Annotated in this window: 11 protein-coding genes; all 11 read right to left on the bottom strand. The window is 72.3% G+C overall.

The features are described from left to right. Positions 1-25 precede the first annotated feature (25 nt). Genes nuoN through AC4H2G_RS00830 form a run of 11 tightly spaced genes read right to left on the bottom strand, consistent with a single transcriptional unit; the run spans position 26 to position 15,370 of the window. Positions 26-1,861 (bottom strand): NADH-quinone oxidoreductase subunit NuoN, encoded by a 1,836-nt coding sequence (gene nuoN, locus AC4H2G_RS00880; RefSeq protein ID WP_494363890.1) that lies wholly within the window; start codon positions 1,859-1,861, stop codon positions 26-28. Next, entirely contained in the window at positions 1,858-3,555 is a 1,698-nt protein-coding gene (locus AC4H2G_RS00875) for an NADH-quinone oxidoreductase subunit M (RefSeq protein WP_494363889.1), read from the bottom strand. Before AC4H2G_RS00875 ends, nuoN begins: the two co-directional genes overlap by 4 nt. A gap of 8 nt (positions 3,556-3,563) precedes the next feature. After that, positions 3,564-5,567, bottom strand: a complete 2,004-nt coding sequence (gene nuoL, locus AC4H2G_RS00870) for an NADH-quinone oxidoreductase subunit L (RefSeq protein WP_494363888.1) — start codon at positions 5,565-5,567, stop codon at positions 3,564-3,566. Positions 5,568-5,580: 13 nt separating this feature from the next. Then, the gene (gene nuoK, locus AC4H2G_RS00865; RefSeq protein ID WP_494363887.1) at positions 5,581-5,880 is read right to left on the bottom strand and encodes an NADH-quinone oxidoreductase subunit NuoK; all 300 of its coding nucleotides are present in this window, start codon (positions 5,878-5,880) and stop codon (positions 5,581-5,583) included. Next, positions 5,880-6,785, bottom strand: a complete 906-nt coding sequence (locus AC4H2G_RS00860; RefSeq protein WP_494363886.1) for an NADH-quinone oxidoreductase subunit J — start codon at positions 6,783-6,785, stop codon at positions 5,880-5,882. Before AC4H2G_RS00860 ends, nuoK begins: the two co-directional genes overlap by 1 nt. After that, on the bottom strand, positions 6,782-7,516 hold the full coding sequence (gene nuoI, locus AC4H2G_RS00855) for an NADH-quinone oxidoreductase subunit NuoI (protein ID WP_494363885.1): 735 nt from the start codon (positions 7,514-7,516) through the stop codon (positions 6,782-6,784). Before nuoI ends, AC4H2G_RS00860 begins: the two co-directional genes overlap by 4 nt. Next, positions 7,509-8,921 carry an NADH-quinone oxidoreductase subunit NuoH gene (gene nuoH, locus AC4H2G_RS00850; protein ID WP_494363884.1) on the bottom strand — a complete coding sequence of 471 codons (1,413 nt, stop codon included), beginning with the start codon at positions 8,919-8,921 and terminating at the stop codon, positions 7,509-7,511. The genes nuoI and nuoH overlap by 8 nt, the downstream gene beginning before the upstream one ends. Next, complete coding sequence (locus AC4H2G_RS00845) at positions 8,918-11,602, bottom strand: NADH-quinone oxidoreductase subunit G (protein WP_494363883.1); 2,685 nt, start codon at positions 11,600-11,602, stop codon at positions 8,918-8,920. The genes nuoH and AC4H2G_RS00845 overlap by 4 nt, the downstream gene beginning before the upstream one ends. Next, positions 11,602-12,975: an NADH-quinone oxidoreductase subunit NuoF gene (gene nuoF, locus AC4H2G_RS00840; RefSeq protein WP_494363882.1), complete on the bottom strand. Its 1,374-nt coding sequence runs from the start codon at positions 12,973-12,975 to the stop codon at positions 11,602-11,604. The genes AC4H2G_RS00845 and nuoF overlap by 1 nt, the downstream gene beginning before the upstream one ends. Next, on the bottom strand, positions 12,972-14,051 hold the full coding sequence (gene nuoE / locus AC4H2G_RS00835) for an NADH-quinone oxidoreductase subunit NuoE (RefSeq protein WP_494363881.1): 1,080 nt from the start codon (positions 14,049-14,051) through the stop codon (positions 12,972-12,974). Before nuoE ends, nuoF begins: the two co-directional genes overlap by 4 nt. Continuing rightward, positions 14,048-15,370 carry an NADH-quinone oxidoreductase subunit D gene (locus tag AC4H2G_RS00830; RefSeq protein ID WP_494364105.1) on the bottom strand — a complete coding sequence of 441 codons (1,323 nt, stop codon included), beginning with the start codon at positions 15,368-15,370 and terminating at the stop codon, positions 14,048-14,050. The genes nuoE and AC4H2G_RS00830 overlap by 4 nt, the downstream gene beginning before the upstream one ends. Positions 15,371-15,424: the final 54 nt, after the last annotated feature.

The raw sequence follows: 15,424 nt of genomic DNA, 5'->3' as shown, positions 1-15,424 counted from the left end.
GCGGGCGGCCCGGGAGGAGCGGAGGTCACGGGACGAACTTAACCGCCTCGGCCGCCAGATCGAGAACCGGGGACGGGAACACGCCCAGGGCGAGCACCCCGAGCGCGCACACGGCGATCGCCACGGTGGTCGGTCCGTTCGACCGGACGACGGTCACGCCGACGCCGCCGTCGGCCTCCGCGCCCTCGTCGGCCGGGGGCGTGAAGAACATGAGCACGATGATCCGGACGTAGAAGAACACCGCGACGGCGGACGCGAGCACGCCGACGACGGCGAGCACCCAGGTCGATCCGCCGCCCTGCCCGTCCGGTCCGGCGATCGCCGCGCCGAACGCCGTGAACTTGGCGATGAACCCCGCGGTGAGCGGGATGCCGGCCATCGAGAGGAGGAACAGCGCGAACGCGCCCGCGAGCCACGGGCTGCGCCGTCCCAGGCCCGCCCACTGCGCGAGGTGCGTGGCCTCGCCGAGGACGGCACCGGCGTCGGGCACCGGGGCCCGGGACGGGTTGTCGGGGACGTCCGCGGGCTCCTCGCCGCTGCCCGACGCCGCGGCGTCGCTGGGCGCGGTGAGCTCGCCCGCCGCTGCGGTCGTGCCGGACCCCACGCCGGCGGACACCGCGGCGCGCACCTCGGCCGGCAATGCGGCAGGCGACGGGGCCTTCTCCCGCACGAGCGTGACGACGGCGAACGCGCCGACCGTCGCGAGGCCGTAGACGAGGAGGTAGAACACGGTCGCGCGCAGCGAGAGCTGCGAGAACCCGATCACGCCGACGAGGATGAAGCCCGCGTGCGCGATCGACGAGTAGGCGAGCAGACGCTTGACGTCCGTCTGCACGGCACCGACGGCGGTGCCGATCACCATCGTGAGCAGGGCGACGACCCACAGGGCGACGAAGAGGTCCTGGCGCAGGTCGGGCGCACCGACCTCGAGGCCGATGGCCACGGAGTAGAGCACGCGCAGGAGCGCGCCGAACGCGGCCGCCTTGGTGCACGCGGCCATGAACCCGGTGATCGGCGTCGGGGCGCCCTGGTAGACGTCGGGCGTCCACGCGTGGAACGGCGCCGCGCCCACCTTGAACAGCAGGCCTGCGAAGATCAGCAGCATGCCGGTGAGCACGAGACCCGGCATGTCGGCGACCGGGCTGCTCCCCGTGGCGAGCGCCAGCTGGATCTCCGCGAGGTCGACCGATCCCGCGTAGCCGTAGATCAGCGCGACGCCGAAGACGAGGAGCGCGGACGCGAAGGACCCGAGGAGGAAGTACTTGAACGACGCCTCCTGGGACAGGAGCCGGCGACGGCGCGCCATCGCGGAGAGCACGTACAGCGGCAGCGAGAGCACCTCGAGCGCGACGAACATCACGAGGAGGTTGCCCGTCGCCGGGAAGATCATCATGCCGCCGACGGCGAACAGCACGAGGGGGTAGACCTCCGTCTGCTCGAGGCCCTGGCGGCGTGCGATTTCCTCGTACGGCGAGCCGGGCACCGCCGCGGCGGTCGGGGCGAACGCGTCCTGGCCGGTCGACGTCCGGTCGGCGACGACGAGCAGCGCCAGGAACGCGAGGACGACCACGGTGCCCTGGACGGCGAGCCCGAAGTGGTCGACCACCATCGACCCGCCGAGCACCCGCACGCCGAGCACGCCGGACTCGGTGCCCTGCACCGCCGGGTCACGCCACAGCACGACGATCGCGGCGAACGCCGCCGCCGTCGCGAGCAGCGCGAGCACGACCTGCGTCGTGCGGCGCACGCGCGCCGGGACGAACGCCTCGACGAGGACGCCGACCACGCCGGCGCCGAGCACCACGAGGATCGGGACGAGGTAGACCCAGTCGACCGTGGGGGCCACGAAGGAGTCGTTCACGACTCGCTCCCTTCTGCGGTGGTGGGCACGGCGGTGTCGACGACGGCGGTGTCGACGACGGCGGTGTCGCCGGCGGCTGCGGCGTCAGGTGTCGGGTCGGACGCGAACGGGTCGGTGCGCGGCGGGTCCTCGACCCCCGCGGGCGCGAGGTCGGAGAGCGTGACCTCTGCCGGCTCGTTCACGAGGTCGAGCGCCGGCGCAGGGTAGAACCCGAGCACGAGCAGCAGGGCGATCAACGGCGCGACGACCCACTTCTCGCGCCCGTTGAGGTCCGGGAGCTGCTCGAGGCCCTCGCGCGTCTGCCCGGTGAACACCTTCTGGTACGTGAGCAGCACGTACAGCGCGGCGAGGACGACACCGAGCACCGCGACGAGAGCCGCCCACGGGCTCCGGGCGAACGTGCCGAGGAGCACCAAGATCTCGCTGACGAACGTCGACAGACCGGGCAGGGACAGCGCCGAGAGGCCCGCGACGAGGAAGGTCCCCGCGAGCACGGGCACGACCTTCTGCAGCCCGCCGTAGTCCGTGAGCCGCTGCGACCGCTCGGGGTGCCGCGCGACGAGGAACCCGGCGAGCAGGAACAGCGCACCGGTCGAGATGCCGTGGTTGACCATGTAGAGCGACGACCCGGCGACGCTCGTCGTGGTGAACGCGAAGATGCCGAGCACGATGAACCCGAAGTGCGACACCGAGGTGTAGGCGATGAGCCGCATGACGTCGCTCTGCCCGATCGCCAGGAGCGCGCCGTAGAGGATCGACACGACCGCGAGGACGATCACGACCGGGGCGGCCCACGCGCTCGCGCTCGGGAAGAGCGGGAGGCACAGCGTCAGCATGCCGAACGTGCCGACCTTGTCGAGGACGCCCACGAGCAGCGTCGACGTGCCTGCCGGGGCGTGCTGCGCGGCGTCGGGCAACCACGTGTGCACGGGGAAGAGCGGCGCCTTGATGGCGAACGCGACGAAGAAGCCCAGGAAGAGCAGCCGCTCCGTCGTCACCGGCATGGGGTTCGCGGCGAACGTCTCGACCAGGCTCGCGGTGAGGAACGCGTCGTCGGGACGGAGCCCGGTCGTCGGGTCGACGGGGACCTGGACGTACAGCGCGATGACCGCCGCGAGCATGATGAGCCCGCCCGCGAGCGAGAAGAGCAGGAACTTCACCGCGGCGTACCGCCGCCGCGCCCCCACGCCGAACCCGCCGATCATGAAGTAGACGGGGATGAGCATCGCCTCGAAGAGGACGTAGAAGAGGAACACGTCGCGCGCGACGAACACCGCGACCATGAACGCCTCGAGCAGGAGCACGAGCGCGAGGTAGTGCCGAAGGCGGCGCACGTCGCCCTCCTGCTCCTTCCACGCGGCCCCGACGACGAGGGGCACGAGCACGACCGCGAGCGCGACGAGCGCGAGCGCGACCCCGTCGGCCCCGACCGCGTAGCTCGCGCCGATCTGCGGGATCCACGCGTACGTCTCGGCGAGCTGGACCGTGCCGGACGCCGCGGTGTCGAACGCGGTGAACGCGCCGACGAGCAGGGCGACCTCGACGAGCGCCGCGCCGAGCGCGATGCCCCGCACGGCGCGGAGGGCGCCGGAACCGACGCCGCGCGTGCGTGCCGCGGCGGTGAGCCACACCGCGGCGGCGCCGACGACGGGCCACGCGACGAGGAGGGTGAGCCAGGGGAAGCCGTTCATCATGAGTCTCCTCAGCTCGCGGTGCCGGTGGTGAGGGCGAGGACGACGGCGGCGATGACGACGAGGCCGCCGAGCATGGTCGCGCCGTAGGAGCGGACATACCCGTTCTGCCAGCCGCGCAACCACTCGCCGACCCTGCCGACGAGGCCCGCGAGGCCGAGCCACCCGCCGTCGACCATCTCCTTGTCCGAGTACACGAGCGACCGCGTCAGGTACTGACCGGGGCGCATGAACACGGTCTCGTTGACGTCGTCCTGGTAGAGGTCGCGGCGGGCCGCCCGCGTGAGGACCGAGCCACGCGGGGCGCGGACCGGGACGAGCGAGACGACGTACTGCCGCCACGCGAGCGCCAGACCCGCGAGGACGAGGAGCAGCGTGAGCGCGATGAGCGACCACACGGGGAGCACCGGCTCGTGGTGCTCGGCGTGCCCCGTCACCGGCTCGAGCCAGTCGACGAACCGCGAGCCCGCGGCGAGGAACCATCCGAGCCCGACCGACCCCACGGCGAGGACGATCATCGGCCACGTCATGAGCCGCGGGGACTCGTGCGGGTGCTGCACCGGCCCGTCCTGCGACCCGAGGCCGTCGACGTCGCCGCGACCGTCGTTCCAGCGCCGACGTCCCAGGAACGTCATGAAGAACATGCGGGACATGTAGAACGCGGTGATCCCGGCGCCGATCAGCGCCGCGCCGCCGAACACCCAGGCGCGCCAGGGCGCGCCGTCGACGGGCACGAACGCGGCCTCGATGATCTTGTCCTTGCTCCAGAAGCCCGAGAACGGCGGGATGCCGAGGATCGCGAGCCAGCCCATCATGAACGTGATCCACGTGACCTTCATGAAGCGCGATAGGCCGCCGAACCGCCGCATGTCGACCTGGTCACCCATGCCGTGCATGACCGAGCCGGCGCCGAGGAACATGCCCGCCTTGAAGAAGCCGTGGGTCACGAGGTGGAAGATCGCGAACGCGTAGCCGATCGGGCCGAGGCCCGCGGCGAGGATCATGTACCCGATCTGCGACATCGTCGAGGCGGCGAGCGCCTTCTTGATGTCGTCCTTCGCGCAGCCGACGACCGCCCCGAAGATCAGCGTCACCGCGCCGACGATCACGACGACGAGCTGCGCGGTCGGCGCTCCCTCGAACACCGGCGCGGACCGGACGACGAGATAGACGCCCGCGGTGACCATGGTAGCCGCGTGGATGAGGGCGGAGACCGGCGTCGGGCCGGCCATCGCGTCACCGAGCCACGCCTGGAGCGGGAACTGCGCCGACTTGCCGCACGCGGCGAGCAGGAGCGCGAGGCCCGTCGCGGTGAGGAGCGCGGTCGACGCCTCCGGCACCTGCTCGAAGACCGACGTGAAGTCCACGGCGCCGAACGTCGCGAACATGAGCATGAGCGCGACGATGAGCCCGATGTCGCCCACGCGGTTCATGACGAACGCCTTCTTGGCCGCGACGGCGTAGTCGCGGCGGTGGTTCCAGAACCCGATGAGCAGGTACGACGCGAGGCCCACGCCCTCCCATCCGACGAAGAGCAGCAGGTAGGAGTCGGCGAGGACGAGCACGAGCATCGCCGCGACGAACAGGTTGAGGTACGCGAAGAACCGGCGGCGGTCGACGTCGTGCTCCATGTACGCGACCGCGTACACGTGGATGAGCGTGCCGACGAAGGTCACGAGCAGCACGAACGTCATCGACAGCGGGTCGATGCGCAGCCCTGCGGCGACGTCGAGGCCGCCGGCGGCGATCCAGTCGAAGAGCCGGTAGTCCACGACCCGCTCGTCCACGGGCAGCGACAGCATCGAGAGGAAGACCCACGCGCCGACGAGGAACGCCGCGCCGGACATGGCCACGCCGAACCACGCACCCCACCGGTCGCTGCGGCGTCCGGCCAGCAGGAGGACCGCCGCGCCGAGCAGCGGGAGCACGATCAGCAGCGGGGCCGCGAGGAACGGGCCGGGGACGATCGTGCTGGCGGGCACGATCGTGGTCTCGAGGGGCAGGAGCATCGTCATCGGTGCCGACCTCTCAGCTCTTCAGGAGGTTGACGTCGTCGACCGAGGCCGACCGACGCGTACGGAAGATGGACACGATGATCGCGAGCCCCACGACGACCTCGGCGGCCGCGACGACCATGACGAAGAACGCGATCACCTGCCCGGTCACGTCGCCGTGGATGCGCGCGAACGTCACGAGCGCGAGGTTGGTGGCGTTGAGCATGAGCTCGATGCCCATGAACACGATGATCGCGTTGCGCCGCAGGAGCACCGTCGTCGCGCCGATCGTGAACAGGATCGCCGCGAGCACGAGGTAGTTCGTGATCTCCATCAGTCGTCACCTCCGAGGGTGCGGGTCCGGCCCGGGTCGTCGGGCCCGGAGACGTCACCGGCGGGTGGTGCGTCGGCGGGCTCCGCCTGGACGGTCCGCTCGTTCGCGTCGCCCGCCCGCAGTGCCGGCAGGGCGCGCTGCGGCTCGTGCTCGACGAGCACCTCGCGCTCGGCGGCGAGGATGGTCCCCGCCGAGCGCTCCTGGCCGCGGATCCGCAGGATGCGCGACACCGACTCCTCGATGGGGCGCCCGGCGGGATCCAGGGCGGGCGTGTCCATCGCGTTGTTCTGCGCGTAAACGCCCGGCGCGGCGAGCGGCGTGAGGCGACCGCCCGACGGGAGGGCGGCGACCTTCGCGTCGGCCTGCTCGCGCTGTCCCACCTTCGGCACGAGACGACGGCGGTGCGTGAGCACGAGGGCCGAGACCGCGGCGGTGATCAGCAGGATGCCGACGACCTCCATCGCGAACACGTAGTCCGCGAACAGGACGCGGGCGAGCGCCACGGGGTTCGTCGCCTCGTTGGCGGCCGCCAGCCCGACGGCGGGCGGGAACGTCGCCTGCGTGACGACGCCCACGAGCACGGCGCCCAGCCCGAGCCCCAGGAGCACGCCGATCCAGCGCTGTCCCTGGATCGTCTCGACGAGCGAGTCGGACGCGTCGACGCCCACGAGCATGAGGACGAAGAGGAACAGCATCATCACGGCGCCCGTGTACACGACGACCTGCACGACCCCGAGGAACGACGCCTCCTGGGCGATGTAGAGGATCGCGAGGTCCACCATGACGAACATGACCGCGATCGCCGCGTGGACGGCCTTGCGCGCGAACAGCAGCGAGAGGGCTGCCAGGACCATGAGGGGGGCGAGGACCCAGAAGAGGGCCGCCTCGCCCGCGCTCGCGGTCATCGGGCCGCCTTCCGGTGACGGTCGGCGTGCTCGACGCGGCGCACCTCGGGCGTCGGACCGGGCGGCTCGGGAGGGAGCGTCGGGTCGTCCGGACGGTGCTCGCGCACCCACGCCACCTGCTCGGCCACCGGGCCGCTCACCTCCCCGCGGTAGTACTCCGTGTCGGTCGTCCCCGGGACCATCGGGTGCGGCGCGGCGAGCATCCCCTGCTCCAGCGGCGCGAGGAGGTCCTCCTTCTCCCAGATCAGGCCCTCACGCGTCGGGCCCGCGAGCTCGTACTCGTTCGTCATCGTCAGCGCGCGTGTGGGGCACGCCTCGATGCAGAGCCCGCAGAAGATGCAGCGCAGGTAGTTGATCTGGTAGACGCTGCCGTACCGCTCGCCCGGTGAAACGTGGGCAGAGGTCGAGCCCCCGCTGTTCTCCGCCAGGTCCGCGTTGTCGGCGCCCTCGACGTAGATCGCGTCGGCGGGGCACGCCCACGCGCACAGCTCGCACCCGATGCACTTCTCCAGGCCGTCCGCGTAGCGGTTGAGCTGGTGCCGCCCGTGGTAGCGCGCCTTCGGGGCGTGCTTCTGCCGCGGGTACTGCTCCGTCACCGTCGGCCGGAACATCGACGAGAACGTCACGCCGAAGCCCGCGACGGGCGCGAGGGCCTCGCGCAGGCCGGAGGCCTGCGGACGCAGGGGCCGGTACTCCCCCGGTGCTGCGGACTGCTGCTGGTCGTCAGCCACGGTCGACCTCCTTGTCGTGGGGCGTGCCGGGACCGGACATCGTCCCGGCGGGCGAGCGGGCGTCGTCGGGCGAGCGGGCGTCGTCGGGCACGAGGGCCCGACGGCGCGGGGACGGCGGGAGCGACTGGCCCGGCAGCGGCGGGACGGGGAACCCGCCCGCGAACGCGTCGAACGGCTCGGCGGGTCCACGGGTGCCCGACGTCGCGGGCCGGCTCGTCCCGGCCGGTCCCGGTGGCGCGGACTTCTTCTCGGGCCAGAACCACGTGATCGCGACGACCACGAGCGCGAGCCCCACGCCGACCCCGATCACGGTGCGCGTGTCGACGTCGCCGAACTGGCGCACGCCCTGGACGACGGACAGGAGCACGACCCAGCCGAGCGCGGCGGGGATGAGCACCTTCCAGCCGAACGTCATGAACTGGTCGTAGCGCATCCGCAGGAGCGTGCCGCGGACCCACACGAACACGAACATGAAGGCCCACATCTTCACGAGGAACCAGAGGATCGGCCACCAGCCCTCGTTGAACATCCCGTCGTTGATCGCCGACAGCGGCCACGGCGCGCGCCAGCCACCGAAGAACAGCGTCGTCGCGATCGCCGAGACGTTGATCATGTTGATGTACTCCGCGAGGAAGAACCACGCGAACTTCATCGACGAGTACTCGGTCATGTAGCCGGACACGAGCTCGCCCTCGGCCTCGGGGAGGTCGAACGGCAGGCGGTTCGTCTCGCCGATCATCGAGATGACGTAGATGACGAACGCCGGCAGGAGCGGCAGCGCCCACCACAGCGGCGTCTGGGAGTCGACGATCTGCGACGTCGACATCGACCCCGCCATGATGAACACCGACACGAGCGACAGGCCCATCGCGAGCTCGTAGCTGATGACCTGCGCCGTCGAGCGCACCGAGCCGAGCAGCGGGTAGGTGGACCCCGACGACCAGCCGCCGAGCACGATCCCGTACACGCCGAGCGCTGCGCACGCGAGGATGTACAGCACCGCGACGGGGAAGTCGGTGAGCTGCGCGGGTGTCACGAAGTCCGTGAACGGGATGCGCACCTCGGGGCCGAACGGGATGACGGCGAACACGAGCAGCGAGCAGAAGACCGAGATCATCGGCGCGAGCAGGTACACGAACTTGTCCGCGGCCTTGACGGTGATGTCCTCCTTGAGCAGGAGCTTCATCGCGTCGGCGAGCGACTGCAGCAGGCCGAAGGGTCCGTGGACGTTCGGGCCGGGCCGCACCTGCATGCGGGCGACGACCTTGCGCTCGAACCAGATCGCGAGGAGCACGCTCGTCAGCAGGAAGACGATGATGAGCACCGCCTTGACCAGGTACGTCCAGCCGTTGTCCTGCGAGAAGTCGGCCGCGATGCCGGGCACGCCGGGTGTCTCGAACCTCATGCCCGCTCCCCTCCCTCGGTGCGACGTGTCGTGTCGTGGCCAGGGGTCACCGGGGTGGTCGTCTCTCCTGACACGTCGGCGGGCGCGAGCGTCACGACGTCGCCCGGCACGGCGGCGAGCGTCGCGTGCACCTGCGACCCGGCGGACCGCAGCGGGACCCACACGACGTGGTCGACCATGTCCGTCACGACGACCGGCAGCGTGATCGCCCCGCGGTCCGTGGCGACCCGGACGAGCTCGCCGTCGAACACGTCGACGGCCGCGGCGGTCGTCGCGGACATCCGCGCGACCGATCGCTTCGCCGTCCCGGCGAGGTAGCGCTCGCCGTCCTGGCCGCGCCCGTCGTCGAGCAGCAGCCGCCAGCTCGCGAGGACGGCGGTGCCGGGGGCGACGGCGGGCGGCTCGGCGGCCGGGACGTCCGGGGCGGCGACGCGCTCACCGTTCCAGGCCTCGAGCCGGCCGAGCTCGGCGCGCACCGCGTCCGCGGTCGGCAGACCGAGGCCGACGCCCGCGGCGTCGGCGAGGGCGTCGAGCACGCGGTGGTCCGTCATCGCGGTCGACGCGAGCGCCGCGGGGAACGGCCGCAGCCGGCCCTCCCAGCTCCAGAACGACCCTGCCCGCTCGACGGGCGGCGCGACCGGCAGCACGATGTCGGCCAGCTCCGTGACGGCCGAGCGGCGCACCTCGAGGCTCACGACGACGTCGGCCGCCTCGAGCGCGCGGCGTGCGTGCGCCGGGTCGGGCAGGTCGGCGAGCTCGAGGCCGCCGAGCAGGACGCCGGAGAGCTGGCCCACGGAGAGCGCGTCGAGCATCTCGGTGACGTCGCGGCCGGGGGTCGCCGGCAGGTCCGCCGCGTCGACGCCCCAGAGGGACGCGACGTCCGCCCGGGCACGGGCGTCGGCCACCGGACGCGCGCCGGGCAGGAGGTTCGGCAGCGTGCCGACCTCGACGCCGCCGCGCTCCCCCGCACGACGCGGGACCCAGGCGAGGCGGGCACCCGTCGCGGCGGCGGCGCGCACGACGGCGCTGTACCCGCCGGGGGTCGCGGCGAGCCGCTCCCCCACGAGGATCACGGCGCCCGGGGCGCGCAGCGCGTCGCTCGCGTCGGCGAGCGCGTCCTCCGAGCCGGCCGCCTCGTCGAGCGTGCGGACCCGGTCGCCCGCGGCGAGGCCGTCGAGCCACTCGGCCTCCGTGCCCGGCGCGGCCGGGAGCAGCGTGCCGTGCATCCGCTCGAGGCCGCGTGACGCGTACGGCGCGAGCGAGAACACCCGCACGCCGTGCTGCACCGCGCCCTTGCGCAGCCGCAGGAACGTGACGCCCGCCTCCTCCTCGGCCTCGAGGCCGACGAGCAGCACCGCGGGAGCCTTCTCCAGCTCGGTGAACGTCACGCCGATCCCGTGACCGGCGACGGCGTGCGCGAGGAAGTCGGCCTCCTCGGCGCTGTGGGCGCGGGCGCGGTGGTCGACGTCGTTCGTCCGGAGCAGCACGCGCGCCACCTTCGCGTACGCGTACGCGTCCTCGACCGTGAGGCGGCCACCGGGCAGGACCCCGACCCCACCGGCATCGCGCGCCCGGGTGAGCGCGTCCGCCGCGAGCTCGAGCGCCTCCGCCCACGACGCCGGGCGCTGCTCGCCGCGCGTGACGGTGCCGTCGGGCGCGACCTCGCGGTCCCGGACCAGCGGGTGGGTGAGGCGGTCGGGCGCGGACTGCCACGTGAACGCGAAGCGGTCCTTGTCGGTGATCCACTCCTCGTTGACCAGCGGGTCGTCGCCCGCGAGCCGCCGCAGCACGACGCCGCGCCGGTGGTCGACGCGGATCGCGCTGCCGCACGCGTCGTGCTCGCCGACCGACGGGGTCGAGACGAGGTCGAACGGGCGCGAGCGGAACCGGTAGGCAGCGCCCGTGAGCGCGCCGACCGGGCAGATCTGGACCGTGTTGCCCGAGAAGTACGACGCGAACGGCTGCCCCGACTCGTCCTCGAGCGCGAGCCCGACCGGACGATCCCCCGGCGCCTCGCCCACGGGCGGCGCGAAGTCGAGGACGGCTTCGTCGAACCGGCCGATCTGCTGCGCGGCCCCGCGCTTCTGCAGGTCGATGAACACGTCGCCCGCGATCTCCTTCGAGAACCGCGTGCACCGCTGGCACAGGACGCAGCGCTCGCGGTCGAGCAGGATCGTCGTCGACACGGAGATCGGCTTGGGGAACGTGCGCTTGACGTCCACGAACCGGCTCGTCGCGCGCCCGTTGCTCATCGCCTGGTTCTGCAGCGGGCACTCACCGCCCTTGTCGCACACCGGGCAGTCGAGCGGGTGGTTGATGAGCAGCATCTCCATGATGCCGTGCTGCGCCTTGTCGGCGACGGGGCTCGTGCGCTGCGTCTTCACCACCATGCCCGGCGTCACCTCGAGCGTGCACGACGCCTGCGGCTTCGGCATGGGCCGCAGGTTGCCCTCGCGGTCCGGCGTCGCGACCTCGACGAGGCACTGGCGGCACGCGCCGGCCGGGGCCAGGAGCGGGTGGTCGCAGAACCGCGGGATCTGGATGCCGATCTGCTCCGCCGCACGGATGACCAGGGTGCCCTTCGGCACGGCCATCTCGACGTCGTCGATCGTGAAGGACACCTGGCCCGCAGGCGGCTGCTCCGTTCCGGTGCCGGAGGTCGCCGGCGTGGTCGTCGTCATCAGTGCACTCCTGCCGTCAGGGCGCGCGCGGCGGCCGGTCGGGGCGTGTAGTCGAACAGTGCCGCGGCGGACGGGTCGAACGGGCACGCGTGGCCCGTGATGTGCGCCTCGTACTCGTCGCGGAACAGCTCGATGCTGCTCGTCACGGGCGACGTCGCGCCGTCGCCCAGGGCGCAGAACGCGCGGCCCAGGATGTTGTCGCACGTGTCGAGCAGCAGGTCGAGGTCGCCCGGCGTGCCCTGTCCCGCCTCGATCCGCGCCAGGACCTGCTTCATCCAGTACGTCCCCTCGCGGCACGGCGTGCACTTGCCGCACGACTCGTGCGCGTAGAAGTCCGTCCACCGGCTCACAGCCCGCACGACGCACGTGGTCTCGTCGAAGAGCTGCAGCGCGCGCGTGCCGAGCATCGAGCCCGCCTTCGCGACCGACTCGTAGTCCAGCGGGGTGTCGAGGTGCGCGTCCGTGAAGAGCGGCGTCGACGACCCGCCTGGCGTCCAGAACTTCAGCGCCTTGCCGCCGCGCATCCCGCCCGCCATGTCGAGCAGCTCGCGCAGCGTGATGCCCAGGGGCGCCTCGTACTGCCCCGGCCGCGTCACGTGACCCGACAACGAGAACAGCCCGTACCCCGCCGAGCGCTCCGTGCCCATCGACGTGAACCAGTCCGCGCCGCGCGCCACGATCGACGGCACGCTCGCGATCGACTCCACGTTGTTCACCACGGTCGGGCGCGCGTACAGGCCCGCGACCGCCGGGAACGGGGGCTTGAGCCGCGGCTGCCCGCGCAGGCCCTCGAGCGAGTCGAGCAGCGCCGTCTCCTCGCCGCAGATGTACGCGCCCGCACCCGCGTGGACCGTGACGTCGAGGTCGAAGCCCGAGCCCTGGATGTCCTTGCCCAGGAAGCCCGCCTCGTACGCCTCCTCCACCGCGCGCAGCAGACGCCGGTACACGTGCAGCACCTCTCCGCGCACGTAGATGAAGGCGTGGTCGCAGCCGATCGCGTAGGACGTGATCGCCACGCCCTCCACGAGCGCCTGCGGGCTCGCCAGCATGAGCGGGATGTCCTTGCACGTCCCCGGCTCCGACTCGTCCGCGTTGACGACGAGGTAGCGCGGTCCGCCGTCGGGCGCGGGCAGGAAGCCCCACTTCATGCCCGTCGGGAAGCCCGCTCCGCCCCGACCGCGCAGGCCCGAGGCCTTCACGGTCTCGACGATCGCCGCCGGCTCCTGCGCCAGGGCGGCTCGCAGGCCGTCGTAGCCACCGCGGTCCGTGTACGACGCAAGCGTCCACGACCGGTCCGCGTCCCAGGTGTCCGACAGGACGGGGGTCAGCGGATCGGGCGTCGGGCGCTCCGGTGTGCTCTGCTGCTCGCTCATGCGTCCGTCCCCTTCGACGCGTCGGGCTTCGCCTCGGGCGTGCCGGGCTTGCCGCCCGGGTCGACGTCGGCGTCGGTCGTGGGTGGGCGTTCGGCGCTGGACTGCTCCTCGCCTGCGGCTGGCTCACCGCCTGCGGGCTCACCGCCGGCCGGGGAGGCGGCGTCGCCTTCGGCGGGCACGGGGGCGCCGGTGCTCGGGCTACCATCCGCGCCGCTCGTTCCTCGCGTCGCTCCCGCCAGGCCCGCCACGCCCTTCGCATCCGGCGCCCCCGTGCCCGCCTCCGCGTCCGGCTCACCACCGGTCGTGGGTTCCGTCGTGCCCGACGGCGGTGTGGGGGCTTCGGCGGTCGGCTCGCCTGCCGACGTGCCTGGTGCGGTCCAGCCGTGCTCGCGGGCCAGGCGCAGGCCCGCGAGGGTGGGCTCGCCCGCGCCGACGCCCTCGTCGGCGCGGCCGTCGGAGAAACCCGCGAGGACGCGGCTCATCTGCTTGAAAGAGCACACGCTCGCGGCGCCGCGGGTCGGGGCGACCTGCTCGCCGGCGCGGAGGCGGTCGACGACGTCGGTCGCCGTCTGCGGCGTCTGGTTGTCGAAGAACTCCCAGTTGACCATCATGACCGGCGCGTAGTCGCAGGCCGCGTTGCACTCGACGCGCTCGAGGGTGATCGCGCCGTCGTCGGTCGTCTCGTCGTGGCCGACGCCGAGGTGGTCCGACAGCTCGTCGAAGATCGCGTCGCCGCCCATGATCGCGCACAGCGTGTTGGTGCAGACGCCGACCGTGTAGGTGCCGTTGGGGTGGCGCTTGTACTGGGTGTAGAACGTCGCGACGGCCGAGACCTCGGCGGCCGTGAGGTCGAGCTGCTCGGCGCAGAAGAGGATGCCGTCGCGCGAGACGTACCCGTCCTCCGACTGCACGAGGTGCAGCATCGGCAGGAGCGCCGAGCGCGCCTGCGGGTAGCGCGCGACGATCTGCGCGGCGTCGGCCGCGAGGCGTGCGTGCGTCTCGCTGTCGTAGCCCGGGCGCGAGCGGGGAGCGCCCGCGGGCGACCCGTTCGTGGCAGGTCCAGCGTCGATCGTCATCGGTCCACCCCTCCCAGCACCGGGTCCAGCGACGCGACGGCGACGACGACGTCGGCGACCTGGCCGCCCTCGCACATCGCGGCCACGGCCTGGAGGTTGTTGAACGACGGGTCGCGGAAGTGCGCGCGGTAGGGGCGCGTCCCGCCGTCGGACACGAGGTGGACGCCCAGCTCGCCGCGCGGGTGCTCCACCGTCTGCCACGCCTGGCCCACCGGGACCCGGAAGCCCTCCGTGACCAGCTTGAAGTGGTGGATCAGGGCCTCCATCGAGGTGCCCATGATCTCCTTGATGTGCGCGAGCGAGTTGCCCTGGCCGTCGGAGCCGATCGCGAGCTGCGCGGGCCACGCGATCTTGCGGTCGCCGACCATCACGGGCTGGCCGGCCGTCGCCTCGAGGCGCTCCAGGCACTGCTCGACGATACGCAGCGACTGGTAGCACTCCTCGAGCCGCAGCACGACGCGGTCGTAGCCGTCGGCGCCCTGCGACGTCGGGACGTCGAAGTCGTACGTCTCGTAGCCGCAGTACGGGTCGGTCTTGCGCACGTCGTACGGCAGGCCCGTCGACCGCAGGACCGGTCCGGTGATGCCGAGAGCCATGCAGCCCGCGAGGCTCAGGTGCCCGACGCCGACCAGGCGTCCCTTGAAGATCGGGTTCGCCAGCATGAGGTCGCCGAGCTGGGCCAGGTAGCGGCGGATCAGCGGCTCCGCCTCGCGGACCTGGTCCACGATGTCCGACGGCACGTCCTGCGCGACGCCGCCGGGGCGCACGTACGCGTGGTTCATGCGCAGGCCCGTGATCGCCTCGAAGATCTTGAGGATCTCCTCGCGCGCCGTGAAACCGACGGTCATGACCGTCGTCGCGCCCATCTCGTTCCCGCCCGTCCCGAGGCACACGAGGTGCGACGCGATGCGGTTGAGCTCCATGACGAGCACGCGGATGACGCTCGCACGCTCGGGCACGTCGTCCGTGATGCCGAGGAGCTTCTCGACCGCGAGGCAGTACGCCGTCTCCTGGAAGAACGGCGCGAGGTAGTCCATGCGCGTGCAGAACGTGACGCCCTGCGTCCACGTCCGGTACTCCATGTTCTTCTCGATGCCCGTGTGCAGGTAGCCGATGCCGCACCGCGCCTCGGTGACCGTCTCGCCGTCGATCTCGAGCATGAGGCGCAGCACGCCGTGCGTCGACGGGTGCTGCGGACCCATGTTGACGACGATGCGCTCCTCGCCGAGCGCCGCCGCCGCGACCGCGCTCTCCGCGATCTCGGCCCAGTCGCCGCCCGACGCCTCGAAGCTCGGGACGCCCTGCTCGAAGTCGCCCACGGGCGGTCGCGTCGAACGGGGTGTCGCGTGCGGGCCCGAAGGGGGAGCCCCGGT

It is taken from the genome of Cellulosimicrobium sp. BMG9.23 (assembly GCF_059159985.1).
Note: the sequence above shows the minus strand (reverse complement) of the source record. Positions and strands in the feature narration are given on the sequence as shown.